Below are 23,807 nucleotides of genomic sequence, written 5' to 3'. Positions count from 1 at the left end.
CGGACGGTGCCACGTACAGCACAGGTGAGCCGCCGGGTGATCCGGCGGACGAACAGGAGAGAAGTTGACCAGCATCGTCGTACCCGACGCGAGCACGGCCGTCCTCGGCCCCGCCGCGCCCAAGCCGACCTCCGTCGAGGGTGACCAGCGCGAGGCGGCCCTCGCGGTGTGGACCTCCGAGGACGGCAGGACCAGCGCCGGCGTGTGGGAGTGCACTCCCGGCAGGTTCACCGCCGTGCGGGACGGTTACCACGAGATCTGCCAGATCCTTTCCGGGCGGGTGACCGTGGTCTCGGCCGACGGCACGGAGCAGGAGGCCGGCCCCGGCAGCACCCTGGTCATGCCGGCCGGCTGGCGGGGGGAGTGGTACGTCCACGAGACCGTGCGGAAGACGTACGTGACCACGCGCCTGTGACTCTTCCGCAGGCGTTCCCCCGGTCTCCCCGGCCGTGTCGGCCGAACAAAGCGCAACTTCAGGAGATTTCCCCCAGTGTCTGACTTGCCGGTATTGAAGAACTTCGTCAATGGTCGTTACACCGACACGACCGACGGCGTCACCTCCGAGCTGATCGATCCCTGTGACGGCGAGCCCTACGCCCTCGCACCCGTGTCCTCGAAGGAGGAGGTGGACGTCGCGATGCGCGCGGCGGCCTCCGCGTTCGAGACCTGGCGCGACACGACTCCGGGGGAGCGCGCCCGCGCGCTGCTGCGGCTGGCCGACGCCATCGAGGAGAACGCCGACCGGCTCGTGGACGTGGAGTGCCGCAACACCGGCAAGCCGCGTGGAGCGACCGCGTCGGGCGAGGTGCCGCCGATGGCCGACCAGGTCCGCTTCTTCGCCGGCGCCGCCAGGCAGCTGTCCGGACTGTCCGCCGGAAAGTACGCACCGGGGCACACGTCGATGGTCCGGCGGGAGCCGATCGGGGTGTGCGCCCAGGTCACGCCGTGGAACTACCCGATGATGATGGCGGTGTGGAAGTTCGCTCCGGCGATCGCGGCAGGAAACACCGTCGTGCTCAAGCCGTCGGACACCACTCCCGCCTCGACTCTCCTGCTGGCCGAGATCGCCGCTGAGTTCCTGCCGCCGGGCGTCTTCAACGTCGTGTGCGGTGACCGCGGCACCGGCCGCGCCCTGGTGGAGCACGAGATCCCGCAGTTCGTCTCCATCACCGGTTCGGTCCGGGCCGGCATGCAGGTGGCCGGCAGCGCCGCGGCCGACCTCAAGCGCGTCCATCTGGAACTCGGCGGCAAAGCGCCCGTCGTCGTCTTCGACGACGCGGACATCGAGGCCGCCGCCCGGAAGATCGCCGGAGCCGCCTACTACAACGCGGGGCAGGACTGCACGGCCGCCACCAGGGTCCTGGTCGCGGAAGGCGTGCACGACGCGCTCACGGGCGCCCTGGCGGAGCAGGCGCGCGCCCACCGCACCGGCCCCGGTGTCGCCGATCCCGACTTCGGGCCGTTGAACAACGCCGCTCAGCTCGCTCACGTCTCCGGGTTCGTCGAGCGGCTCCCGGCACACGCCGAGGTCGTGGCGGGTGGCGGCCGGATCGGCGACCGTGGCTTCTACTACGCCCCGACGGTGGTGTCAGGCCTGCGGGAGGAGGACGAGATCGTCCGCAAGGAGATCTTCGGTCCCGTGATCACCGTGCAGCCTTTCGCCGACGAGGCCGACGCCCTGAGAATCGCCAACTCCACGGAGTACGGACTGGCGTCCTCCGTCTGGACGAAGGACCACGGCCGGGCGATGCGCATGGCACGCAAGCTCGACTTCGGGTGCGTGTGGGTGAACACGCACATCCCCCTGGTCGCCGAGATGCCGCACGGCGGGTTCAAGCACTCCGGATACGGCAAGGACCTGTCGATGTACGGATTCGAGGACTACACCCGGATCAAGCACGTCATGAGCAACATCGACATGTAGGCCTTTCGAATTCGCGATTGAAAATGGAAAGCGATTCGGCATTGCGCGCGCCGGATATTCCTGTCCGGCTGACGCTTCACACGGATTCGTCACCGGTCGCTTTCCGCACCCGGCCCGGAAACGACGGAGACTTCCACGACCGGCTGCAAGTGACGTCCGGGCCCGGCGTGAGCGCGTGGAGAACCTTTTTGTCGTCTGTTCACTGTCGAAATGAGTCTCACTACCGTGTCCTCCCGGCAGGGCGCCCGCGTCCTGCGTGAGAAAGGAGGACGCTACTGATGACTGGTTCCGATAACGGGTTGTACGTGGGCCGGCGGTCCGTGCTGGCCGGTGTGGCGGGCTTGCTGGGAGCGGCGGCGCTGCCCGCGGCCGCCGCGCACGCGGACCCGAAGGAGTTGCCGAACGGGGGCGCGCCGAAGGGGCGGTACCCGTCGAACTGGCCCGAGCTCGCGCCCTACGGCCTGGCGGACACGCGGCCCGACCTGTGGCCGCGCGACGACAACTCCTTCATCCTCCCCCTGGAGCTGCGCCCCCGCGACGAGGAGCTCGGCCGGGTCTGGATGCGGGACACCTACGTCAACTGCTTCGACGTCGACGGTCGTCCGATCTACGTCGCCACCGGCACCACCCGGGTGCCCGGGCTCGGGGCGGCCGGCCCGTGGAACGACGGCATCTTCGTGTGGACGGCCACGTCCCTGCACGGGCCGTGGAAGCTGGCCGACACCACCGGCATCCGGCCGGACGCCGAGAAGGGCAAGGTGTGGTCGCCCGAGTTCGTCGGCGAGAACCGGCCCGGGCGCACGGTCGTCGCTCCGTGGCAGGAGTACTGGTACGACGACCAGTTCGGCAAGCGCGGCAACGCCTGGGCGCCCGAGGTGCACTACTTCCGCGGCAAGTGGTACATCGTCGCGTGCATGGGCGACCATTCCCAGAAGGTCGGCTCGTTCATGCTCGTGAGCGAGGGCGGGGTGGAGGGCCCGTACCGGCTCATCCAGGGCAACCACGACAAGCCTTTCGGTGACTCCTTCATCGGCGGGCCCGCTTTCATCAAGCCCGGCGCCTACCACCACATCGACGGCGGCCTGTACAGCGAGGGCGACGAGGCGTTTCTCGTGCTGCACAACAACCTGTACGCGAAGTTCCGGGATGACATGGAGGACATCATCCCGACGACGAACCTGCCGAAGTTCCAGCAGACGCCTTACGCACCCGAGCCGTATCTCGAAGGCGCGTACGTGTTCAAGTACGGCGGCAAGTACTACCTCATCCACGCCGCGTGGGACCGCTCGTCGGCCAACTCCGACGGCGGCACGCGGTACGCCTACGACGCGGCCGCCCCCGGCCGCGTGCAGTACCAGTACGACGCGATCATCGCCGTCGCGGACAAGTTCGAGGGGCCGTATTCCAAGCGGTGGACCCTCGGCGTCGGCGCCGGCCACAACAACATCTTCGTGGATCGCAGCGGCCGGCTGTGGGCGACGTTCTTCCGCAACCCCAACGTCGGCTACTGGGCCGACCCGTCGCGCATCGGCGACGCCGCCGTGCCCGGCGTCGTACGGCTGGAGTGGACCGGCCCCGAGGGCAACCGCCTGTACGTCGCGCGCCGGAACCCGGGACACAGCAAGGATTGACCACCCCGGCGCGGACTGGCGCCACTGGGAGTCTCGGCCGTACGCCGGCGGCCTGAGCGGGCTCGACCAGCTCGGCAGGCGCCGGCGGCGCGTCACCCGGGGCCCACGCCACCGCTCGGGACGTCCTTCGCGATCACACCTTCACCGATCCCGACGGTGAGGCCCTCCTCGGCGGCCAGCACTTCACCGCCGAACGCCGGCCGAGCGGCGGCCACGGAGGCGTCCCGATCGTTGCCCGGCCAGAAGTGGGTGAGCATCAGACGGCGGGCACCCGCCCGCCGGGCCCAATGACCGGCCTCGGCGGAAGTCATGAGATTGCGGGTGGAGCGGCCGGTCTCGCCGCCGCGGTCGGTGGCCTCGACGATGAACAGGTCGGCGTCGCGGCCGAGTTCGGCCAGCACCGGGGTCGGGCCGGTGTCGCCGGAGTAGGCCAGGGCGATTCCGCCGGCCTCCAGGCGGACGCCCGCGTTGGGCACGTGATGCGGAAGCGACAGCCCCGTCAGTTCGAAGGGCCCCACCCGGTGGCGGCCAGGCAGCGGATGCACCTCGAAGACCGTACGCAGGTCGACGTCGGGTTCCAGTCCGCCGATGCGGTCGAGCACGCCCGGCGGGCAGTACAACGGCAGCCGAGGTGCACCCGGGTGGCCGTAGAACCGCATTCGGAACAGCGCGTGCAGGTCGATGCAGTGATCCGGGTGCTCGTGCGTGATGACGACGGCGTCCACCGCGCCGTCTGGCCGGCGCGCGAGCAGCCGGGGCAGCGTGGCGTATCCGAGGTCGAGCACCATGCGGAAGCCGTCCCAGTCCACCAGGAAGCCACTGCAGGCACGGCCCGGTTCGGGAAATGCGCCACAACTGCCGAGCACGGTGACCTGTCGCATCGGTACAGAGTGTCAGATCGCGTCTGCGGCCGTGCGTGACGATCGGTGCCGCCGCCGCTCGGTCACTCGACGGTGCCGGCCGGGATCCGCGCCGTCGTGGCCGGCCGGTAGCGTACGTTCACGACCGACGTGGGGTCGGCTTCGCCGAGCCGGTGGAGGCGGATCGGCCCGCCGCCGGGGTTGTCGTACAGCCGGATACCCTCTCCGAGCAGGACCGGCGCGATGTGAAGGTCGATCTCGTCGATCAGCCCCAGGTCGAGAAGCTGCCGCCCGATGGTGGGCGAGAACACTTCGAGGTTCTTGCCGCCGGCCGCCTCCAGGCCGATCCGCACCGCCTCGGCCGGGTCGCAGTTCAGGAACGTGACGCCGTCGGCGGGCGCCGCGTCCTCGGGGTGGTGGGTGAGCACGAAGACCGGACCGTCCCAGAGGCCGCCGTACGGACGGTGGCCACCGGCGGCGTCCCAGCCGTCCCGGCCGCCCAGCACGGCGCCCGTGCTCCGGACGTACTCGTCGACCAGGCCCGGGCGGGCCGAGATCCCGCTCATCCAGTCCATCCCGTGGTCCGGCCCCGCCACGAAACCGTCCAGGGACATGGTGAAGTGCCAGAGGACCTTCCCGGTCGCGGTCTGCCGCTCGGTGTCGCTCATTCCTCGCCTCATCCCAACTGGTTGCGTTTTGCTATCAGTAGGCCAACGCTAGGTCATCCGGTTGTGTTTCGCAATCGGTTCGGCGATGCGCTGCGCGGGGACCGACGACGCGGCTCGCACGCGGATGGCGTCACTCTGTCTGGGAAGACGACCACAGGAGCACGGCATCGGCACGTCGGAGACCGCACGCGCGTTCTTCGGCGCGAAATCCAGGAGCGCGTTCCGGATCAGCGGCACCGTGCGGTTCGAGCCCGTCTACGACTCGTCCGTCCTGAGGGCCGTGCCGAAGGGGCCGAGGAGCGCGGCGGTCTCCGGCGGTCGCCTCTATCGGACGGCCTGGCGGGGTACGTTCCCAAGCCGAGCCGGCCCTCCCGCCGGCCGACAGGGCGTGTTTTAGAAGTGGGTTGGTGTGTTGGCCGGCTGTCCCGGTCAGGTGCGGGTGGCCATCCAGATGGTTAGGTCCCGGGCGATTTCGCCGCGGTCAAGGCTGGTTGTGACCTCGTGTTCCCGACGCTGAGTGTCACGGCGGACGACCTCGTAGCCGCCGTCGTCGGTGACCGCGACCGAGGCGAACCACGAGGGGTCATCCTCGTAGTCATCGCGGTGGAAGAGCGGGGGAGGCCCACCCCGGCGACCACGTCGCTTGCGGCGACCCCGCTGGCCGGCCGGTTCGGGAATCGTCGCGCGGATTACCGCGTCTGCGTGGTAGGCGCGGTTCGCGCGAGATCCGGCTCCGCGACCCCGTCCCGTCATATCCCTCTTCACGATCGAAAATCAGGAGGCGCCCTTCCCGCCTCACCTGTCACAATCCACGGATGTTCGTTGTCACAGTGACCTACACGGCACCTCTGAAGGACGTAGATCAGTGGCGCCCGGCCCACGGCGAATGGCTGAAAGATCTCATCACCCGGCGGCTGCTCCTGGTGGCCGGACGTCAAGTGCCCCTGGTCGGTGGCGTCTACCTCACGACCGACATGCCCACCGAAGAACTTGCCCAGATCCTGGCCACCGATCCGTACGTCCTCAACAACGTCGCCACTCACACCGTCGTGGAATTCACACCGCTACTCCTGGCAGACGGCCTGGAGAGCCTCAAGAACTGAACCATCAAAGCCACGTGGGGACGCAGACGCGCTGGCGCCCGAGCACGACTGGACGATCCTGGAACTTTCCCACTCGCGCCGCCGAAAATGACGTGCGTGGCGCAAGCGGTCTTGCGGGCCAGCTCCGGATCGCGATGGCGGCGGCTGCCTGCTGAGTGCGTTGTTGGCGATGAGCGCGGTGGCGGTGTCGACGATGGTCTGCTCGGTGGGGCGGGGATGCCAGCCGAGCTGGGTGCGGGCCTTGCTGCTGTCGATGAGCCTTGTGCGGCCCAGTTCGGGGCGCAGCATCGCCATCTGCGGGTTCAGGTGGGAGAGGAGCTTGACGATGATGTTGGGCATGGTGCGCGTGGGCACCTTGGCGGCTTCGTCCGGGAGCTTTTGCCCGTACTCAGGATGAACTCGTGGCGTTCTCGTGGTGGGTGACGGATCGTTGCGGGCGCGCTATCTCTGGGTTAGGAGGTACGCGGCAGCCGGCGGGTACACCCCGGCCGAGCAGGAGCGGCGCGAGTGGCTGCGCTTGGAGGCGGCGGAGCGGTTCTCGCGTGGCGAGTCGCAGCCTCGCTTGAAGCCGACTCTGAAACACGCCTAGAGCGACCGCCGGAAGGTGGCTCGGTAGTTCGCGGGGGAGGTGCCGACGTGGCGGTGGAAGGCCGCCCGGAAGGCCGCGGGGCTGCCCAGACCGCTGAGGTGGGCGACCTGTTCGACGGGGGCCGTGGTGGTCTCCAGCAGTTCGCGAGCCCAGTCGATGCGGGCGGCGGTCAGCCAGGCCATCGGTGAGGTGTCCGTCTCCTGCTGGAAGCGCCGGATGAACGTCCGGCGGGACATGTGCGCGCGGTGGGCGAGCTCGTCCACGGTCTGACGGCGAGCGAGGTTGTCGAGCATCCAGCCGCGGATCGGCGCGAGGCCGTCACCACGGGCATCTGGCCGGAAGCGCTCGATGAACTGCGCCTGGCCGCCGGAGCGCTGGGGCGGGGCGACGAGTGCCCGCGCGCGGGCATTGGCGGCCGCGGCACCGTGATCCCTTCGGATGATGTGCAGGCACAAGTCGACGCCCGCGGTCACCCCCGCCGAGGTGAGGATGTCGCCGTCGTCGACGTAGAGCCGGTTCGGCCGTACGTCGACCCGGGGGTACAGGCGCTGGAGCAGAGCGGTCTGCCGCCAGTGGGTCGTCGCGGGGCGCCCGTCCAGCAGCCCTGTGGCCGCCAGCGCGAACGCTCCCGTGCAGATCGACACCAGCCGCGCTCCACGGAGGTACGCCGAGCGGATCGCCCGCAGTGCCGCGGCGGGAAGCGGGGCCTCCGGATCCTGGTAGCCGGGGACGACGACGGTGTCGGCGTCCCGCAGCGCCTCCAGCCCGGCAGGCGTGGCCACGGTGAACCCGCCGCTGCGGACCGGCCCGGCCGAGGGATCGGCACAGACGGTGACCTGGTAGTGCGGGCCCGTCCCGAAGGCCTGCGCCGGTATGCCGAGGTCGAGCGGGAGGACTCCCGGAAGCGCCAGCACCGCGACGCGGTGCCCCTCTCCTTTCGACATGGCACGATCGTAGCGATAGTAGGCCCGCGTGCCACTGCCGAGAACGGCGGTCTGATTCGTAGCCTGCGCACATGGATTTCTCGCTTGACCTGCCCACCGGCCCCTTGGCCGAGGCCATCCTCTCCACCGCATGTACCTCCGAGACCCCGTCGGTGGCCAACCACAGCGTGCGCAGCTTCTTGTTCGCCCAGCTCCTCGCCGCCCACGAGGGGTGCCTGGAGGACTCCGCCTACGACCGTGACCTGCTGTTCGCCGCGACCGTCCTGCACGATCTGGGCACCGGCGACCTCGCCAAGGGCGAAGCCCGCTTCGAGGTGGAAGGCGCGGACCTGGCGGCGGACCTGCTGCGGGAGCACCGCGTCGCCGAGGCGGACATCGACCGCGTGTGGGAGGCGATCGCCCTGCACGCCTCTCCCGGCATCGCTGAGCGCCGCGGCCTGCTCGCCTACCTCACCCGTGAGGGCGTAGGCATCGACTTCGGGCGTAACGCGGAGATCGTCTCCGGGTGGGAGAAGCGGATTCACGCCGCCTATCCCCGCCTCGCCATGGCCCGTTCGCTCGTCGACGCGATAGTGGAGCGAGCCGCCCGGTCGGCCGCCGCGGCTCCCCGCTACTCGATCGGCGGCGAACTGCTGCGCGAGCGCCGAGCCGACGGCGTGACCAGCCTGGAACTCGCCGCCGCCTCCTCCCGCTGGGGAGAGTGACCGCCCTGTCGAGCCGGAGCGCAAGCAGACATCTCTGCCTGCCCCAGCCCTCCCGGACCCGGATCCGGACCGTGGATACTCGATGGCGGCTGTAGTCGCCGCGCCCGGGCCTGGTCGCCGAGGCACAGAGGCATCGTCGCGCGGCGCATCATGTCCTGACCACAGGTGAGGGGTACGCCGGGCCGATGACGAGCCAAGCGAATCAGCCGGAATGCGTTGTGAAACGCCGGCGCCTGCATCGGGCCGTCTTCGTCGCCGCCGGGGTCTACAACATCGCCTGGGGCGCGTACGCGGCCATGGACCCACAGTGGCTTTTCCGGTTCGCTGGGATGTCGCCCCAGAACCATCCGCAGATCTTCACGACTCTGGGCATGGTCCTGGCGCTGTACGGCGTGCTGTATTTGGATGTGGCGCTGCGGCCCGAGCGAGGCTTCCTGATCGCGGCTGTGGGGCTGGCGGGCAAGATTTTCGGCCCGCTCGGCTGGCTGTGGCTCTTCTCCACGGGCCAGTGGCCGGTGTCCTCCGGGATCCTCGTGGTCACCAACGACCTGGTGTGGTGGATCCCGTTCGTCGTCTATCTGGTGGACGCCTGGCCGAACTGGTGGCGCGACGTTCGCACCGGGTCCAGAGCTGATCACCGTGCCTCTGGTCTCCCGTAGCGACTGTGAGGTGGAGGTCCACGACGGGACCTTCACGTCGCGGGCCGACCGGCCGGCCGCGGCGGCCTCGCGGACCCGAGACCGAGCTCTTCTGAACGGTGGGAAAGCGGCAGGCTTCCGGCCCGCTGCCCCCAGGTGTCCGTATCACCTACGGCTATTTCTAGGCCATATATGGCTGGACAGCGTTTCAGCCGTGTTAGGCCGGGAGTCATTCCCGCTGTCAAACATTCCCAGTGGACGTTCGCCTCGACGCCACCACTGGGAGCATCATGGATCCCGCCCTCAGCCGCCGCGCCTTCCTGCTCGCCTCCGGGATGACCGCCTCGGGCGTCGCGCTGGAGATCGCACTTCCCTCCACCCCGGCCGCCTCCTCGGCCGTGACGCCCTCGACCACGACGCCCATGACGACGGTTCACTCCGTCGCCGGACCGCACGGCACCGGCGGATACCGCAGGCTGTCCGACGGCCCTGGCTGGCGACGGGTGACACGCACCGAGCTGGCCGAGGCCAAGAAGGGCAGGGCCGAACGCCGCACGGCGCTGGCCTGCTTCGTCCAGTTCACCGACCTGCACATCACCGACGTGCAGAACCCGCAGCGCTATGAGTTCCTGCGCGCCGGCGACATGGGCTCCTGGCGCCCGCAGGAGGCGTTGACCGCCGTCGGCGCCGTCTCATTGATCGAACAGGTCAACACCCTGCGGTACGGCCCGGCCACCCGGGCGCCGATCGGCTTCGTCATGACCACCGGTGACAACACCGACAACAACTCCCGGGTCGAGCTGGAGTGGTTCCTCACCGCCATGACCGGCGGCCGCTTCACCCCCAACACCGGCGACCCCGGCGCGTACGAGGGCGTGCAGAGCTCCGGCCTGGGCCTCTACTGGCAGCCCGATTCCGGCATGCGCGACGTCGACAAGCGGGTGGGGTTCCCCCGCCTGGACGGCTTCCTGGAGGCGGCCATCCGCGAAGTGAGCAGCCCCGGCCTGGCCGTGCCGTGGTATTCCACCATCGGCAATCACGACCAGCTCTTCGGCGGCGCCTATTCCGCGGCCGGCGGTTTCTTCACCGACCTGGCCACCGGCTCGCGCAAGCTGTTCGCCCTGCCCGCCTCGGAGGCCGGCGCCGTCTACCGGGCACTGCGCCGGGGCGACCCCACGGGCGCCGGCTTCCGTGCCGCGTGGAAGCGCTTCAAGGGCAAGGCCCGCACGGTCACCGCCGACGAGCGCCGCGCCCCTTTGAGCCCGCACGCCTACATCGCCGCTCACCTCGACCCGGCGTACACCGGCTCGGGACCCGTCGGCCACGGCTACACCCGGGACAATCTCGACAGCGGCCGGCTGGACTACTCCTTCCGGATCGCCGACGGGGTCGTCGGCATCAGCCTGGACACCACCGACCGCGGCGGCGACTATCGCGGATCGGTCGGCACCCGGCAGCTGGCCTGGCTGGAGAGGACCCTGAAGACCCACGCCGACGACACCGCGCTGATCTTCAGTCATCACCCGAGCTGGGCCATGACCAACCTCGCCCCCAATCCGGCCCGCCCGCACGAGAAGCGCCACGGCGGGCAGGAGTTGCTGGCAGTGCTGAGGAAGCACGGCAACGTGGCCGCGTGGATCAACGGTCACTCGCACCTCAACAAAATCGTGGCTCAGGGCGGCTTCTGGGAGATCTCCACCGCCTCCCACGTCGACTACCCGCAGCTGGCGAGGGTCGTCGAGCTGGCCGACAATCACGATGGGACGCTGTCCTTGTTCACCACGCTGGTGGAGTCGGCCGCGCCGCACCGCACCGACTTCACCGATCTGTCCCAAAGCGGCCTGGCCGCGCTCTACCGGGAGCTCTCGTTCAACTCCCCGGGCATGCGGAGCGGGCTGGCGGGCCTGCCCGGTGACCGCAACACCGAGCTTCTGTTGAAGAGGCGCTGACGGCGCGCCTGCGGGCACCTGCTGGCACGGAGGTGACAGAGCGGTCGCCCCCGGCCGTACCGGAAATCGCCGTATCTCCTTGTGCCGTCGGTTGCGACGCTGCTGACCACCGTCGTCACAGCGTGACGGTCGACACGACGGCGTCGGGGTCGCCGGCGTAGGACGCCGCTTCGATCAGGGCCGTCGGGGAGGCGGGGACGAACCCGGTGGGCGTCCACCTCTGCAGGGGCCGGGTCGAGGCGGGCACGGTGACCCGGGCCGACGCTCCGGCCGGGAGGTCGACGGTGGCGAAGCCGAGCAGGACCCGGGTGGGGAAGTCGTCCGCGGCCGCGTCGATGCCTGTGGGCCGTCCGTAGAGCTGCACCACGTGGCGGCCGGCACGCGAGCCGGTGTTGGTCACGGTCACGACGCCCGTGAAGGAGTCGCCGTCGGGAACGCTGACGGTGAGGTCGGCGAGGGCGAAGCCGGTGTAGGACAGCCCGAACCCGAGCGGGAAGGCCGGCGCGTGGCCGTCCCGGTCCAGCAGCCGCTGGCCGAACCACTTGTCGTAGGTGATGGCGGTGGCGTCGCGGTCGAAGTGCGGCAGGTGCTCCTCGGCGGCCGGGATCGAGTACGGCAGCCGTCCGGCGGCGTCGACGTCGCCGAGCAGCACGTCGGCCAGGGCGCGGCCCCCCTCAGAGCCGGAGTACCAGGAGACCAGCACGGCGGGTACGGCGTCGCGCCACTCCTCGGTGATGACGGCCCCGGCGGTGACGATCACCACGACGGTGCGGGGGTTGGCCGCCGCCACGGCCCGGATGATGTCGGCGTCGACGGGCCGCAGCCGCAGACTCGCGCGGTCGCCGCCGGCGCTTCCCCCGCTGATGGAGTCCACCGCGCCGGGCTCGGCCAGGAAGGCCGCGAACGACTGCCCGGCGGGGTCGTCGCCGGGGGGTGGGAACAGCGCCAGCAGGCCGGGATCGGTCAGCACGTCCCCCCCGACCCACTCGCCCTCGTCCGCGGCGGTGTAGCCGGCGACGACGACGGCGACGTCGGCCTGTCCGGCCGCGGCGGCGGCAGCGGCCGGATCGTCGTCGGCGACATGGGTGATCCGGGTCCGCGGGAGCGCCTCGGTCAGACCCCGCAGCGCGGTGATCACCTCCGGCGCGCGCACGTCGGAGGAGCCGTTGTCCCCGGTGTTGGCCACGTCCGCCAGGCGCCCGATGACCGCCAGGGAGGTGACGGCGTCCCGATGCAGGGGGAGCAGGGGCGCGTCACCGACCGGCTCGTTCTTGAGCAGCACCATGCCGCGGGCGGCGACCTCGCGCGCCAGTGCGCGGTGCTCGGGGCCGAACACCACGTCGAGCGGGGGCTCGGGCTCTGTGAGGGCGGCGTAGTGGCGCAGCTGGGTGCGCAGGACGCGGCGGGCCGCCCGGTCGACGTCGTCCCAGCTCGCCCGGCCCGCCTCCAGGTCGGCGGGCAGGTGCTCGGCGCGCTGCTGGCGGAAGGGCTCCTCCACGTCCAGCCCGGCGCGCAGCGAGGCGGCGGCGTCGCGCAGGCCCCAGATGAAGTCGGAGACGGTGACGCCTTCGAAGCCCCACATCCCGCGGAGCACGCCTTCCATCAGGTGCTCGTTCTGCCCGGCCCACTCGCCGTTGACGGAGTTGTAGGCGGTCATGACGCCCGACACGCCCTCTTCCACGATCCGGCGGAAGTGCGCCAGGTAGACCTCGTGCAGGGCCGCGTCGCCGGCGGTGACGTCGACTTTGAAGCGGGCGTTCTCCATGCTGTTGAGCGCGAAGTGCTTGACGACGGCCATGGCGTTGCGCTGCACCCCCCGGGTCAGCGCCGCGCCGAACTCGCCGAGCAGGATCGGGTCCTCGCCGTACGTCTCCTGGGCACGCCCCCAGGCGGGGTGGCGGGGCAGGTTGACGCACACGCCGCCGAAGAAGTTGGCGCCCTGGGCGCGCAGCTCGAGCCCGATAGCCGTGCCGACCCGCTCCTCGAGTGCCACGTCCCAGGTGGCGCCGCGGGCCATGGAGACCGGAAACGCGGTCGACCGCCCCATCACCACGCCGCGCGGGCCGTCCGAGAACAACAGGCCGGGGATGCCCAGCCGTTCGACGCGGCCCATCGGGATGGGGGTGAGGTTGTACCCCTCGGTCATCATCTCGGCCATGCCCCGCCAGAACGGCAGGTCTCCGTCCAGCAGCCACAGGCGTTCTTCCCGGGTCAGCTCCGACAGCAACTCGTCGACCGCCTCGTCCAGGGGCCGTCCGGCACGCACCGCGGTGACGGCGGCGGAGAAGGGAGTGGGAGAAGAGGGCGTCGACATGCGCACACAACTCTCTGAACAGGCGCGACAGCGCTATCTACCAAACGGTAGATAACCTAGGCTGGTATCGTGATCGAAATCAACCCCCGCCTCCGAGGAGCCAGGACGGCATGACCCCCTCGCCGGGACGGCGCCGGCTGCCGCTCGCCGAACGCCGAGAGGAGATCCTCAAGGCGGCCACCGAGCTGATCGCCGCCTCCGGATTCAAGGGCGTCACTCTCGAGGCGTTCGCGGCGGCGTGCGGCATGACCAAGGCGGGCTTGCTGCATCACTTCCGCTCCCGGGAGGAGTTGCTCATCGCGGTCCTCGAACGCCGGGACACGCTCGACCTCACAAGCGTGGTCCACGCGCTGGAACCGGCGCCCGACGCGGCCACTGCCCGTGCCATCATGTCGGGATTCGTCCGCCGCAACCTCGCGCAGCGCTCACTCGTGCAGCTCTACACAGTGCTGTCGGCCGAGGCGCTGGATCCCGCGCACCCCGCTCACGCCTACTTCCGGACACGGCTCCGCGAGGGCCGCGCCATGCTGCAGCGCTACCTGCTGGCCTGGCATCCCCGGCCAGGTCAGGCCGCCGTGGATCTGCTCGCCTTCCTCGACGGGCTGCAGCTCAACTGGCTGCGCGACGCCGGCATCGATTTCCTCGCCCAGTGGGAGGCCTTCGCCGACCGGTTCTTCGCCGCCTGACCATCCCGGGGTGGCGGTTGTCGGCCGTATTGGCATGAAGCCGCAGGTAGAAGGCGTGTCACGACCTTCCGAAGTGGCGTAATCGCGCCGTTATCCAAGTATTCCTACCTGAAGAGTAGTCTTTGGCCCATGGAGTTGGCGGACGCGAGACGGCGCCGGGCGGACAGGGCCCGCCAGGTCGCCGACCTGCTGCGGCGGGAGGTCGTGCACGGCGGGTTCGGCGGTGGTCACCTGCCGCTGGAGTCCGCCCTCGCCCGGGAGTTCGGGACCTCCCGCAACACGATCAGGGAGGCCCTGGACCTGCTGCGTGACGAGGGCCTCATCGAGCGGTGCCCGGGAGTGGGCACCACGGTGGCCGCGGAGAAGTATCCGCACGGCCTGCACCGGCTGCTCGGCCTCGCCGAGACCCTCCGGGAGCACGGCGAGGTCACCAACGAGGTCCGCGCGATGGGGCTGATCCCGCCTCCGGCCGCCGTCCGGGGACGGCTCGGCCTGCCGCCCGGCGAGTCCGTCGTCTACGTGGAGCGGCTGCGCAGGCTCAACGGGCTGCCGCTCTCGCTCGACCTGACCTACCTCGTCCGCGAGGTGGGGGAGCCGCTCTTCGCCGCCGATCTCGTGCACAACGACGTGTTCGTGCTGCTGGAACGGGTCGCCGGCCAGCCGCTCGGCGTGGCGGAGCTGACGATCGAGGCCGTGAACGCCGACGCCCACACCGCGGCCGTCCTCGACGCGCCGCGCGGCGCGGCGCTGCTGATGGTCGAGCGCCTCACTCACCTGTCCGACGGCCGCCCGGTCGACCTGGAGTTCGTCAGGTTCCGCGGCGACCGCCTCACCATGCGTGGCCATCTCTGGAGGAACACCGATGACCCTGGTCAATAGCCGTGTCGACGTGCCCGTCACGATCGACGAGTCGCTGTGCATCGAGGGCTGCACGCTGTGCGTGGACGTGTGCCCGCTCGACTCGCTGGCGATCCACGAGGTCAGCGGCAAGGCCTACATGCACGTGGACGAGTGCTGGTACTGCGGCCCCTGTGCCGACCGGTGCCCCGCGGACGCGGTCACGGTCAACATCCCCTACCTGCTCCGATAGAAGGACACCCCCATGCGTAAGCTCATCGCCGCCGTGGCGCTGCTGGCCGCGGCCGGGTGCTCCGTGTCCGCCGGCGCCGACGACGGCAGGCAGACGGTCGTCGTCGGATACCAGTCGAAGACCATCAACACGGTGACGGCCGGGACGCTGCTGCGCGGCCTCGGCTACCTCGAAAAGCGCCTCGGCGGTAGATACCGGGTCGAGTGGCAGGACTACGACACCGGCGCCCCGATCACCGCCAAGATGGTGGCCGGGAAGATCGACATCGGGTCGATGGGCGACTACCCGCTCCTCATCAACGCCTCCCGCACCCAGGGCGTACCCTCCGCGCGGACCGAGCTCGTCTCGGTGACCGGCTACAACCTGCGTGGCGGGCTGAACGCGGTCGTCGTGCCCCCGTCGTCGGACGTGGAGACGCTGGCCGGCCTGAAGGGGAAGAAGGTCTCGGCCAGCTCGGGGTCTGCCGGGCACGGCACGCTCGTCCAGGCCCTGGAGCGGGCCGGGCTCGACCCCGCGACGGACGTGGAGGTCGTGAATCAGCAGCCGCCGGTGGGCGCGTCCGCGCTGCAGTCGGGGAACGTGCAGGGATACGCCCAGTTCGTGGCCTGGCCGGGACTGCTCGTCTTCAAGAACCAGGCGAGGCTCGTCTACGACGGCTCGGCGCTCGGCGTGCCGACGTTCCACGGCGTCGTCGTACGGCAGGCGTACGCGAAGGAGCACCCCGACGTGCTCCAGGCGTTCCTCCAGGCGCAGATCGACGCGACGAACTACCTCCACGAACATCCCCTGGAGGCGGCCGAGGCGGTCGCCGAGGCCACCGGCCTGCCGCCCGAGGTGGTCTACCTCTACAACGGCCGCGACGGCATCGCCTCGTTCGACGTGACCGTGAAGCCGCAACTGCTGGCCGCCCTGCGGCACGACGAGAAGTACCTGAAGATCATCGGCACCGACTTCACCGACGTCGACGTGACGAAGTTCGCGAACGACTCCTCCATCAGGAAGGCGTACGGCGCCTCCTACGACGCCGGCACCGCGAGCACCGTCAACGCGGCGAGGATCACCGGGACCGACGAGGCCTGCGGGACCGCCGTGAGCGACCCCGCGAAGGCGGGCGAGCTCTGGCTCGCCGGGGAGGACCGGCTCCGCCCCGCGGCCACCCCCACCTGCCTGCTGCGCCAGATCGCCGCCGCCACCTCGGCCGGCCGGACCGTACGGGCCGCCTACGTGCCCGACGCGGCCACGGGCACGCACTGGTTCGCGGACAAGTCGGTCTGGGTGCGCGACCCCTCGGCGGACGAGAACGAGCGGTTCGCGCCCTTCACCACGCGAGACGGCGCGCAGGCGTACGTGAAGGAGCACCCCCGGGCGCGGCTCGTCGGATACGACGAGGCGCTGAAGGCAGCGGCGGGAGGTGCGTCGCGATGAGCACTCCGGCGCTTGACGCGACGCTCGGCGCCGCCGCCCCCGCCGCCGCAGGCGCGGAGGCCGCCACGGCGGCGGGCCGCACGAGAACGGCGGCCGGCCTGCGCAGGTGGGCGGTCAGATCGGCCTCCCTGGCGGCCGTCGTCGCGGTGTGGCAGTGGCTGACCACCGCGGACGCCCGGGTCGGACTGCGCTTCGATCGGCTGCCCTCGCCCGCCGAGGTCGCGGCGGAGCTCGGCCGGCAGCTCGGCACCCGGATCTACTACCTCGACCTGGCCCAGAGCCTGATCCGCATCCTCACCGGTTTCGCGCTGGCGGCCGTGGCCGGCATCGCCCTGGGCGTCCTGGTCGCGCGGTCCCGATGGGCCGGCGACGTGCTGCTGCCGCCCGTCGAGGTCGTCCGGCCGATCCCGGCGATCGCCCTGGTCCCGATCGCGATCCTGGTGTTCCCCACCGACGAGCAGGGCATCGTGTTCATCACCTTCGCCGCGGCCTTTTTCCCGATCATGGTGAGCACGCGGCACGCCGTACGGGCGCTGCCGACGCTGTGGGAGGACGCGGTCCGCACGATGGGCGGCGGACGCGCGCACGTGCTGTGGAACGTCGTCCTCCCGGGCACGCTGCCGGGCGTCTTCGGCGGGCTGTCCGTCGGCATGGGCGTCGCCTGGATCTGCGTGATCTCCGCCGAGATGATCTCTGGGGAGTTCGGCGTCGGCTACCGCACCTGGCACGCCTACACGGTCGTCGACTATTCGGCGGTGCTCGTCGGCATGGCGTCGATCGGCGTGCTGGGCTGGGTCGCCTCGGCCTCGATCGAACTGCTCGGGCGGCGCCTGACCCGGTGGCTGCCCCGTGTCGACGAGGGTGTGGAAGGCGGCGCCCGATGACCGCGCCCGCGGTGGACGCCGCACGGGCGGACGCCGGGCTCGCCATCCGGCTGGAGGGCGTGTCCCTCGGTTACGGGCGGCACGCCGTGCTGGAGGACCTGCGCCTCGACATCGCCCCCGGCGAGGTCCTGGTGATCGTCGGTCCGTCCGGGTCGGGCAAGTCCACCGTCCTGCGGGCGATCGCGGGACTGCTTGCGCCGCGCGCCGGCCGGGTCCTGGCCGAGGGCGTGCCGGTCACCGGGCCCTCGACCGACCGCGCGATGGTCTTCCAGGACGACGCGCTGCTGCCCTGGCGCACGGTCCTGCGCAACGTCGAGCTGCCGCTGCGCATCCGCGGCGTGCCGAGGCGGGAGCGCGGGACGGCCGCCGAGAGCTGGATCGCCCGCGTCGGCCTCGCCGGTTGCGAGGACCGGCTGCCCCGGGAGCTGTCCGGCGGCATGCGGCAGCGGGTGCAGCTCGCCAGGTCCCTGGCGGGCGCGCCGCGCGCCGTGCTCATGGACGAGCCCTTCGGCGCGCTGGACGCGCAGACCCGGGCCGGGATGCAGCGCCTGCTGCTGGACGTGCTCAGCGACACCCTCGCCACGGTCGTCTTCGTCACCCACGACGTGGACGAGGCGCTGCTGCTCGCCGACCGGGTCGTCGTGCTCGGCCGCGGCGGCATCGGACGCGTCCTGCGCGTGCCGGACCCGCGCACCCCCGACATCGACCGCGCCGGGCTGCGCGCCCGCATCATCGAGGAGCTCTGAATGGACATCCCTGCCCCGGCGGACCGCACGCATCTGGAATGCCAGGTCCTGGTGGTCGGCGGCGGCACCGCCGGGACCATGGCCGCGATCACCGCCGCCGAGCGCGGCGCCGACGTGATCCTGCTGGAAAAGGCGCACGTACGGCACAGCGGCGCGCTGGCGATGGGCATGGACGGCGTGAACAACGCGGTCATCCCCGGCAAGGCCACCCCCGAGGACTACGTCGCCGAGATCACCAGGGCCAATGACGGGGTGGTCAACCAGCGCACCGTCTACCAGACGGCCACGCGCGGCTACGACATGGTCCGTCGGCTGGAGCGCTACGGCGTGAAGTTCGAGAAGAACGAGCACGGTGAGTACGCGGTGCGCCGGGTCCACCGCTCGGGCAGCTACGTCCTGCCCATGCCGGAGGGCAAGGACGTCAAGAAGGTCCTCTACCGGGTGCTGCGCCGCCGCGACATCCGCGAGAAGGTGCGCATCGAGAACCGGGTGATGCCGGTCCGCGTGCTCACGAGCGAGGGCCGGGCCGTCGGGGTCGCCGGGTTCGACACCCGTTCCGGCCGGTTCGTCACGGTCTCCGCCGGAGCCGTGATCCTCGCGACCGGTGCGTGCGGGCGTCTGGGCCTGCCCGCGAGCGGCTACCTGTACGGCACGTACGAGAACCCGACGAACGCCGGGGACGGGTACGCGATGGCCTACCACGCGGGCGCGGAGCTCAGCGGCATCGAGTGCTTCCAGATCAACCCGCTGATCAAGGACTACAACGGCCCGGCCTGTGCGTACGTCGCCAACCCGTTCGGCGGCTACCAGGTCAACGCCGAGGGGGAGCGGTTCGTCGACTGCGACTACTGGTCGGGCCAGATGATGGCCGAGGTGGCCGGGGAGATCGCCTCGGCCCGCGGTCCGATCTACCTCAAGGTCAGCCACCTGCCGGACGAGACGCTCACCGCGCTCGAGAACATCCTGCACACCACCGAACGCCCCACCCGGGGCACCTTCCACGCGGGACGCGGGCACGACTACCGCACCCACGACGTCGAGATGCACATCTCGGAGATCGGCCTGTGCGGCGGCCACTCGGCGTCGGGCGTCTGGGTGGACGAGAACGGCGCCACCACGGTCCCCGGCCTGTACGCCGCGGGCGACCTGGCCTGCGTGCCGCACAACTACATGATCGGGGCGTTCGTGTTCGGCGACCTCGCGGGCGCCCACGCCGCCGAGCACCATCGCACGCCGGACGGCCTGCCGGAGGACCAGATCACCGCGGCGCACGAACTGATCTACCGCCCGCTGCGCAACCCCGACGGCCCCCCGCAGCAGCAGGTCGAATACAAGCTGCGGCGGTTCGTCAACGACTACGTCGCCCCGCCGAAGACCGCCAGGAAGCTGGACATCGCGCTGGAGACGTTCGAGCGGATGCGCGAGGAGATCGCGACCATGGGCGCGAGGACCCCGCACGAGCTGATGCGCTGCGCCGAGGTGACGTTCATCAGGGACTGCGCCGAGATGGCCGCCAGGTCCTCGCTGCTCCGCACCGAGAGCAGGTGGGGCCTCTACCACGACCGCGCCGACCTGCCTCTTCGGGACGACGACGAGTGGCTCTACCACCTCAACCTGCGCAAGAACGCCGCCGGGGCGATGGAGTTCGTCAAGCGCCCGGTCGAGCCCTACCTCGTGCCCGTCGAGGGCTTCGCCCCCCGCCCGGCCGAGCCCGTCCTGCTCGGCGCGTACGGCACGGCGGGCCCCGCGCGGCGCAGGGCGGGCGGGCGGCTCGCGGTGGAGGCGATCGGGCGCTCGCCCCGCATCCTCGAACTCCTGCGGCTCGCCGACGCCGAGCCGGCGCTGGACCAGATCACCCCCTACCTGGCGGAGGCCGACCCCAAGGTCCGCAGGGCGGCCGTCGCGACGCTGACGGAGACCGCGCCCCGGGGCGTGGAGACCGCGCTGACCCGGGCCCTCGCCGACCCCCACGGCACGGTGCGGCGCGCGGCCGCCACCGGCCTCCGCGAGCTCGTCGAGGTGCTGCCCGCGACCGCCGGGTTCGGCGCCTCGCTCCGCGCCGTCGCCGGCTACACGGGAGCGGGCCAGGGTGCAGCGGGCCAGGCTGGAGTGGGCCAGGGTGCAGCGGGCCAGGGTGCAGTGGGCCAGGGTGCAGCGGGCCAGGGTGGAGTGGGGGATCCGGTCGTCCGCGCGGCCGTCCTGGACGTCCTGCGTGCGCTGCACCTCGGTGACGCCGCGTTGTTCGAGGCGGCGCTCGACGACGCCGACACCCGGGTGCGGATCGAGGCGGTCAGGGGCCTGGTCGCGCTCGATGACGCGGAGCGGGTGGCGCTCGCCGCCGGCGACCGGGACCGCGAGGTACGCGTCTGGGCGGCCAGAGGGCTCGGCGTCATCGGCCTGCCGGGCGGCGCCCCCACCGTCGCGCGACTCGCCGCCGACCCCGACCCGCTCGTCCGGGCGGCGGCCCTGGAGGCGTTCTCCGGACTCGGCCAGGCCCTCCACCGGGAGCCCAGCTTCGCGGAGACGGCCGTACGGGGCCTGGCGGATCAGGCCTGGCAGGTAAGGGTGGGCGCGGCGCGGGGACTGGCCGCCGCCGACCCGGCCCTCGCGGCGGAACCGCTGGTGGCGGCGCTGGCCGACCCGCACCTCGACGTGCGCAAGGCCGCGGTCCTCTCGCTGTCCGGGTGGGCGGCGCGGCCGGAGGTCGCCGCGGCCCTGCACGGCGCTCTCGGCGACTCCGACGCCGACGTCCGTGCCTACGCCCGCAGGGCGCTGGACGCCGTACGAGCCGGGTCGGCCGAAGGTCCGAGCGCGGTCCCGGCGGGGGCCCGGGGATGAGCGCGCCCGGCCGTCTTCCGTCCGGCGCCTCGTCGTTCGCCGCAGGCGAGCCGGGCACGCCCACGGCTCCCTTCCCCGGGGACACCCACTGGTACGACCTGCCGGACGACGACGCGGCGCCGGAGGAGGACGAGGGCGGCGTGTTCGGCCGGTTCGGCCGGTGGCTCAGGTGACGTGAACCCGCACAACAGGACTGAAAGGCCCGGGCAGATAGTTGCTATTACCTACCGGGTTTGTGGGATAATGGGATCCATGGGCCCGGACCCGTTCCGCTCATCCGGTGAGCGCGCAGAGACCCCGCTGACGGCCGCCGTCATGGCGGGACGGTGGATACGTACGGCCGCCGTGGACGACGAGAGCGGCAGACGATGGCGGGCCAACCCCGACCCGCACGGCCGGCCGGCGACGCCCGGCGAGCCCGCGTCCCTTCACGCTGCGTCCCTTCACGCTGCGTCCCTTCACTCTGGGGCGGCCGGGATCGTGCTGTTCTTCCTGGAGCTCGCCGCCGGGACCGGGCACGACGGCTACCTGGAGGACGCCCGCGCCGGCGCCCGCTACCTCGCGTCGACCTGGCGGCGGCAGGCCGACGTGTCGCTCCACCACGGCCTCGCCGGTGTCGTCCTCGCGCTGACCGAGGCCGGCTGGGCGCTCGGCGAGGAGCGTTTCGAGAGCGCTGCGGTCGCGGCGGCCGACAGGATCGTCAGGAGCGCCCGCGCGTTCGACGACGGCGGCATCGGCTGGTCGGGAGATGTCACGCTGCGCGGTGACGGCGGCGTCGTGCTGGGGCTGCTGCGCGCCGCGGCCGCGCTCGGCGTGCCGGCCTACGAGGAGATGGCCGTCGAGGCGGGGCGGCGGATCGCGCGGCTGACCGCCCCCCGCGAGCGGCCCGCGGCGTGCCCCGCCCTGTCCGCGGAGGCGGCCCCGCCCGGCTTCCTGGCCGGGACGGCCGGGACGGCCTTCCTCCTCGCCCGCCTGTACGGCGCGACGGGCGAGGAGGCGTTCCTCGACGCGGCACGCCGGGGCGCGGGCCTCGTCCGGGCCGCCGGCGTCCTGACGGGGGAGAGCGCGACGGTCGGCGATCACCTGGGCTACTGCTCGGGCTCCGCCGGGATCGCGCGCATGTTCTACGAGCTGTATCGGGTCAGCGGCGACGGCGGCGACCTGGAGTGGGTGAAGCGGCTCGCCAGGGGTGTCAGGGAGTCGGGCGCGCCCTTCCGGCAGACCGCGGGGCTGTGGAACGTCGCCTGCCAATGCTGCGGCACCGCCGGGCTGATCGAGCTGTACGTGGGGCTGTGGGCGGCGACGGGGGAGCAGGAGCACCTGGAGTTCGCCCGCAGGCTCGCCGACCACCTGATCGGCCGGGCGACCGGCTACGACGGCAGGGGATACCGCTGGTATCAGGCGTACCGGCGGCACCGCCCCGGAGAGGTGTCGGCCGACACCGGCTACCTGATCGGGGCGGCGGGGATCGGGGCGGCCCTGCTGCACCTGGACGCGGCGGGACAGGCGGACCGGCCGCGCCGCGTGATCCTGCTGCCCGACAACCCCTTCCCGCCCATTCCCATGCCGGCCGTCGCCCTGCGGAGGCCGGCCGGCTGACAGCGGCAGGTGAGGAGGCACATGACTGCCATGAAGGACGGCCCTGGAGCACGGTGTGCGGCTCCGGAAACGGAAACCCCGCCCGGCATCCGCAAGCCGCTGCCGCCCCGCCTGTTCGCCGTGCACGGCACGAACGCGGAGACCCGCTGGGAGGCGCTGCGCGGCGAGGACTACCTGACGCCGGACGGCCTCTTCTTCGTCCGCAACCACACGGCGACACCGCTGATCGACGCGGCCGCCTGGCGGCTCACGATGTGGGGCGACGCCCTGCGCGGCGGGCCGGTCGCGTTCACCTACCGTGACCTCCTCGGCATGCCGGCCGAGACCGTGACCGCGTTCATCGAGTGCGCGGGCAACGGGCGCCGCCTGTACGGCGAGCAGCAGAACCAGGAGGTGTCGGGCACGCCCTGGCGGCTGGGCGCGGTGGGGGTGGCGCGCTGGCGGGGCGTGCGCCTCGCGACGCTCCTGGAGAGGGCGGGGATGAGCGACAGGGCCGTCGCGCTGATGCCGCGCGGGCTCGACGCCGAGTACGTCGAGGCGGGGGAGAACCTGGGGAGGGTGCGGCGCCCGCTTCCCGTGGCCAAGGCGCTGGACGACGTGCTGGTGGCCTACGAGATGAACGGGCGGCCGCTGCCGCCGGACCACGGCCACCCGGCGCGGCTGGTGGTGCCGGGATGGGTCGGCGCCGCCTCGATCAAATGGCTGGGGGACATCGAGGTGTCGGCGGAGCCGCTGGAGTCACCGTGGAGCACGCGGCTGTACCGGATGCACGGCCCCGGCCATCCGCACGGGGGCGGCCCGCCGCTGACGCGGGTGGGGGTGAAGAGCGCCTTCGAACTGCCCTGGCCGGCCCGTCTCGAGGCGGGGCGCGAGCATCTGCTGCACGGCCGTTCGTGGTCGGGCGGCGGACGCGTGGTCCGGGCCGAGGTCAGCGACGACGAGGGCGTGTCATGGCGGCCGGCCCGCCTGCGCGACGACCGCCACCCGCGCGGCTGGGTCCGCTGGACCTTCCCCTGGACCCCGCGCGAGGCGGGGAACCTCCGGCTGCTCGTCCGGGCCGCCGACGAGACGGGCGCCGTGCAGCCCGGCCGTGCGGCCTGCAACGCCCTCGGCTACGGCTTCGACGCGGTGGTGCGCCACCCCGTCGTCGTCACCTGACCCGGTCGCCGGCGGTGATCTGGTAGATCCTCACAGCAGCCGGCGGAGGGGAGGACG

The 23,807-nt window shown here is 71.6% G+C and carries 22 protein-coding genes; 17 read left to right on the top strand and 5 right to left on the bottom strand.

Annotation, left to right across the window (positions count from 1 at the left end; translation table 11 throughout):
* Positions 1 to 64: 64 nt before the first annotated feature.
* From HHX35_RS36065 to HHX35_RS36055, 3 genes are all read left to right on the top strand, one after another.
* Positions 65 to 415 (top strand): cupin domain-containing protein, encoded by a 351-nt coding sequence (locus HHX35_RS36065; protein ID WP_182903099.1) that lies wholly within the window; start codon positions 65 to 67, stop codon positions 413 to 415.
* A 75-nt stretch (positions 416 to 490) separates the two neighbouring features.
* Entirely contained in the window at positions 491 to 1,924 is a 1,434-nt protein-coding gene (locus HHX35_RS36060; RefSeq protein WP_182903098.1) for a gamma-aminobutyraldehyde dehydrogenase, read from the top strand.
* A gap of 278 nt (positions 1,925 to 2,202) precedes the next feature.
* Positions 2,203 to 3,555, top strand: coding sequence for a family 43 glycosylhydrolase (locus HHX35_RS36055; protein WP_182903097.1), 1,353 nt, complete (start codon positions 2,203 to 2,205; stop codon positions 3,553 to 3,555).
* Between the two features lie 92 nt (positions 3,556 to 3,647).
* On the opposite strand, the gene HHX35_RS36050 is transcribed toward HHX35_RS36055, so the two are convergent.
* Together HHX35_RS36050 and HHX35_RS36045 are read right to left on the bottom strand one after the other, a co-directional pair.
* Positions 3,648 to 4,436, bottom strand: coding sequence for an MBL fold metallo-hydrolase (locus HHX35_RS36050; RefSeq protein WP_182903096.1), 789 nt, complete (start codon positions 4,434 to 4,436; stop codon positions 3,648 to 3,650).
* Positions 4,437 to 4,498: 62 nt separating this feature from the next.
* Positions 4,499 to 5,083 carry a dihydrofolate reductase family protein gene (locus HHX35_RS36045; protein WP_182903095.1) on the bottom strand — a complete coding sequence of 195 codons (585 nt, stop codon included), beginning with the start codon at positions 5,081 to 5,083 and terminating at the stop codon, positions 4,499 to 4,501.
* A gap of 815 nt (positions 5,084 to 5,898) precedes the next feature.
* Here HHX35_RS36045 and HHX35_RS36040 point away from each other — a divergent pair.
* On the top strand, positions 5,899 to 6,186 hold the full coding sequence (locus HHX35_RS36040) for a YciI family protein (RefSeq protein ID WP_182903094.1): 288 nt from the start codon (positions 5,899 to 5,901) through the stop codon (positions 6,184 to 6,186).
* On the opposite strand, the gene HHX35_RS36035 is transcribed toward HHX35_RS36040, so the two are convergent.
* Together HHX35_RS36035 and HHX35_RS36030 are read right to left on the bottom strand one after the other, a co-directional pair.
* A complete protein-coding gene (locus HHX35_RS36035) occupies positions 6,148 to 6,525 on the bottom strand; it encodes a hypothetical protein (protein ID WP_182903093.1) in 378 nt (125 codons plus the stop codon). The two genes, HHX35_RS36040 and HHX35_RS36035, sit on opposite strands and share 39 nt — an antisense overlap.
* A gap of 246 nt (positions 6,526 to 6,771) precedes the next feature.
* Positions 6,772 to 7,719, bottom strand: a complete 948-nt coding sequence (locus tag HHX35_RS36030) for a GlxA family transcriptional regulator (RefSeq protein WP_182903092.1) — start codon at positions 7,717 to 7,719, stop codon at positions 6,772 to 6,774.
* Positions 7,720 to 7,790: 71 nt separating this feature from the next.
* Between HHX35_RS36030 and HHX35_RS36025 the strand changes: the two genes are divergently transcribed.
* The 3 genes from HHX35_RS36025 to HHX35_RS36015 all read left to right on the top strand — a co-directional run bounded on the left by HHX35_RS36025 (position 7,791) and on the right by HHX35_RS36015 (position 11,010).
* Positions 7,791 to 8,423, top strand: coding sequence for an HD domain-containing protein (locus HHX35_RS36025; protein WP_182903091.1), 633 nt, complete (start codon positions 7,791 to 7,793; stop codon positions 8,421 to 8,423).
* 218 nt (positions 8,424 to 8,641) lie between these two features.
* On the top strand, positions 8,642 to 9,082 hold the full coding sequence (locus HHX35_RS36020) for a hypothetical protein (RefSeq protein ID WP_220506274.1): 441 nt from the start codon (positions 8,642 to 8,644) through the stop codon (positions 9,080 to 9,082).
* Positions 9,083 to 9,351: 269 nt separating this feature from the next.
* The gene (locus tag HHX35_RS36015) at positions 9,352 to 11,010 is read left to right on the top strand and encodes a TIGR03767 family metallophosphoesterase (RefSeq protein ID WP_182903089.1); all 1,659 of its coding nucleotides are present in this window, start codon (positions 9,352 to 9,354) and stop codon (positions 11,008 to 11,010) included.
* Positions 11,011 to 11,125: 115 nt separating this feature from the next.
* Here the strand turns inward: HHX35_RS36015 and HHX35_RS36010 are convergent, their stop codons facing one another.
* Positions 11,126 to 13,324, bottom strand: coding sequence for a glycoside hydrolase family 3 C-terminal domain-containing protein (locus HHX35_RS36010; protein ID WP_182903088.1), 2,199 nt, complete (start codon positions 13,322 to 13,324; stop codon positions 11,126 to 11,128).
* 110 nt (positions 13,325 to 13,434) lie between these two features.
* Here HHX35_RS36010 and HHX35_RS36005 point away from each other — a divergent pair, with 110 nt between their 5' ends.
* From HHX35_RS36005 to HHX35_RS35960, 10 genes are all read left to right on the top strand, one after another.
* Positions 13,435 to 14,010: a TetR/AcrR family transcriptional regulator gene (locus HHX35_RS36005; protein WP_182903087.1), complete on the top strand. Its 576-nt coding sequence runs from the start codon at positions 13,435 to 13,437 to the stop codon at positions 14,008 to 14,010.
* A 129-nt stretch (positions 14,011 to 14,139) separates the two neighbouring features.
* Positions 14,140 to 14,889 (top strand): GntR family transcriptional regulator, encoded by a 750-nt coding sequence (locus HHX35_RS36000; RefSeq protein WP_182903086.1) that lies wholly within the window; start codon positions 14,140 to 14,142, stop codon positions 14,887 to 14,889.
* Positions 14,873 to 15,100: a 4Fe-4S dicluster domain-containing protein gene (locus tag HHX35_RS35995; RefSeq protein WP_079312946.1), complete on the top strand. Its 228-nt coding sequence runs from the start codon at positions 14,873 to 14,875 to the stop codon at positions 15,098 to 15,100. Before HHX35_RS36000 ends, HHX35_RS35995 begins: the two co-directional genes overlap by 17 nt.
* 12 nt (positions 15,101 to 15,112) lie before the next feature.
* On the top strand, positions 15,113 to 16,525 hold the full coding sequence (locus tag HHX35_RS35990) for an ABC transporter substrate-binding protein (protein WP_182903085.1): 1,413 nt from the start codon (positions 15,113 to 15,115) through the stop codon (positions 16,523 to 16,525).
* Entirely contained in the window at positions 16,522 to 17,409 is an 888-nt protein-coding gene (locus tag HHX35_RS35985; protein ID WP_182903084.1) for an ABC transporter permease, read from the top strand. Before HHX35_RS35990 ends, HHX35_RS35985 begins: the two co-directional genes overlap by 4 nt.
* The gene (locus HHX35_RS35980) at positions 17,406 to 18,155 is read left to right on the top strand and encodes an ABC transporter ATP-binding protein (protein ID WP_182903083.1); all 750 of its coding nucleotides are present in this window, start codon (positions 17,406 to 17,408) and stop codon (positions 18,153 to 18,155) included. The genes HHX35_RS35985 and HHX35_RS35980 overlap by 4 nt, the downstream gene beginning before the upstream one ends.
* Entirely contained in the window at positions 18,156 to 20,993 is a 2,838-nt protein-coding gene (locus HHX35_RS35975; protein ID WP_182903082.1) for a fumarate reductase/succinate dehydrogenase flavoprotein subunit, read from the top strand.
* The gene (locus tag HHX35_RS35970) at positions 20,990 to 21,166 is read left to right on the top strand and encodes a hypothetical protein (RefSeq protein ID WP_182903081.1); all 177 of its coding nucleotides are present in this window, start codon (positions 20,990 to 20,992) and stop codon (positions 21,164 to 21,166) included. The genes HHX35_RS35975 and HHX35_RS35970 overlap by 4 nt, the downstream gene beginning before the upstream one ends.
* A gap of 79 nt (positions 21,167 to 21,245) precedes the next feature.
* Positions 21,246 to 22,592, top strand: a complete 1,347-nt coding sequence (locus tag HHX35_RS35965; RefSeq protein WP_182903080.1) for a lanthionine synthetase LanC family protein — start codon at positions 21,246 to 21,248, stop codon at positions 22,590 to 22,592.
* A gap of 21 nt (positions 22,593 to 22,613) precedes the next feature.
* Positions 22,614 to 23,750, top strand: a complete 1,137-nt coding sequence (locus HHX35_RS35960) for a sulfite oxidase (protein WP_182903079.1) — start codon at positions 22,614 to 22,616, stop codon at positions 23,748 to 23,750.
* The last annotated feature ends 57 nt before the right edge of the window (positions 23,751 to 23,807 follow it).

It is taken from the genome of Microbispora sp. H10830, assembly GCF_014161375.1.
GTDB lineage: Bacteria > Actinomycetota > Actinomycetes > Streptosporangiales > Streptosporangiaceae > Microbispora > Microbispora catharanthi.
This window is presented reverse-complemented; position numbering and strand designations above follow the sequence as displayed.

Excerpts from the sequence above, each read along its gene's own strand:
- HHX35_RS35975 (WP_182903082.1), top strand. The coding sequence starts at position 18,156 with ATGGACATCCCTGCCCCGGCGGACCGCACGCATCTGGAATGCCAGGTC.
- HHX35_RS35965 (WP_182903080.1), top strand. The coding sequence starts at position 21,246 with ATGGGCCCGGACCCGTTCCGCTCATCCGGTGAGCGCGCAGAGACCCCG.
- HHX35_RS36015 (WP_182903089.1), top strand. The coding sequence starts at position 9,352 with ATGGATCCCGCCCTCAGCCGCCGCGCCTTCCTGCTCGCCTCCGGGATG.
- HHX35_RS35995 (WP_079312946.1), top strand. The coding sequence starts at position 14,873 with ATGACCCTGGTCAATAGCCGTGTCGACGTGCCCGTCACGATCGACGAG.
- HHX35_RS36005 (WP_182903087.1), top strand. The coding sequence starts at position 13,435 with ATGACCCCCTCGCCGGGACGGCGCCGGCTGCCGCTCGCCGAACGCCGA.
- HHX35_RS35960 (WP_182903079.1), top strand. The coding sequence starts at position 22,614 with ATGACTGCCATGAAGGACGGCCCTGGAGCACGGTGTGCGGCTCCGGAA.
- HHX35_RS35985 (WP_182903084.1), top strand. The coding sequence starts at position 16,522 with ATGAGCACTCCGGCGCTTGACGCGACGCTCGGCGCCGCCGCCCCCGCC.
- HHX35_RS36035 (WP_182903093.1), bottom strand. The coding sequence starts at position 6,525 with ATGCCCAACATCATCGTCAAGCTCCTCTCCCACCTGAACCCGCAGATG.
- HHX35_RS35990 (WP_182903085.1), top strand. The coding sequence starts at position 15,113 with ATGCGTAAGCTCATCGCCGCCGTGGCGCTGCTGGCCGCGGCCGGGTGC.
- HHX35_RS36025 (WP_182903091.1), top strand. The coding sequence starts at position 7,791 with ATGGATTTCTCGCTTGACCTGCCCACCGGCCCCTTGGCCGAGGCCATC.
- HHX35_RS36055 (WP_182903097.1), top strand. The coding sequence starts at position 2,203 with ATGACTGGTTCCGATAACGGGTTGTACGTGGGCCGGCGGTCCGTGCTG.
- HHX35_RS36030 (WP_182903092.1), bottom strand. The coding sequence starts at position 7,719 with ATGTCGAAAGGAGAGGGGCACCGCGTCGCGGTGCTGGCGCTTCCGGGA.
- HHX35_RS36000 (WP_182903086.1), top strand. The coding sequence starts at position 14,140 with ATGGAGTTGGCGGACGCGAGACGGCGCCGGGCGGACAGGGCCCGCCAG.
- HHX35_RS36050 (WP_182903096.1), bottom strand. The coding sequence starts at position 4,436 with ATGCGACAGGTCACCGTGCTCGGCAGTTGTGGCGCATTTCCCGAACCG.
- HHX35_RS35980 (WP_182903083.1), top strand. The coding sequence starts at position 17,406 with ATGACCGCGCCCGCGGTGGACGCCGCACGGGCGGACGCCGGGCTCGCC.
- HHX35_RS36010 (WP_182903088.1), bottom strand. The coding sequence starts at position 13,324 with ATGTCGACGCCCTCTTCTCCCACTCCCTTCTCCGCCGCCGTCACCGCG.
- HHX35_RS36040 (WP_182903094.1), top strand. The coding sequence starts at position 5,899 with ATGTTCGTTGTCACAGTGACCTACACGGCACCTCTGAAGGACGTAGAT.
- HHX35_RS36045 (WP_182903095.1), bottom strand. The coding sequence starts at position 5,083 with ATGAGCGACACCGAGCGGCAGACCGCGACCGGGAAGGTCCTCTGGCAC.
- HHX35_RS35970 (WP_182903081.1), top strand. The coding sequence starts at position 20,990 with ATGAGCGCGCCCGGCCGTCTTCCGTCCGGCGCCTCGTCGTTCGCCGCA.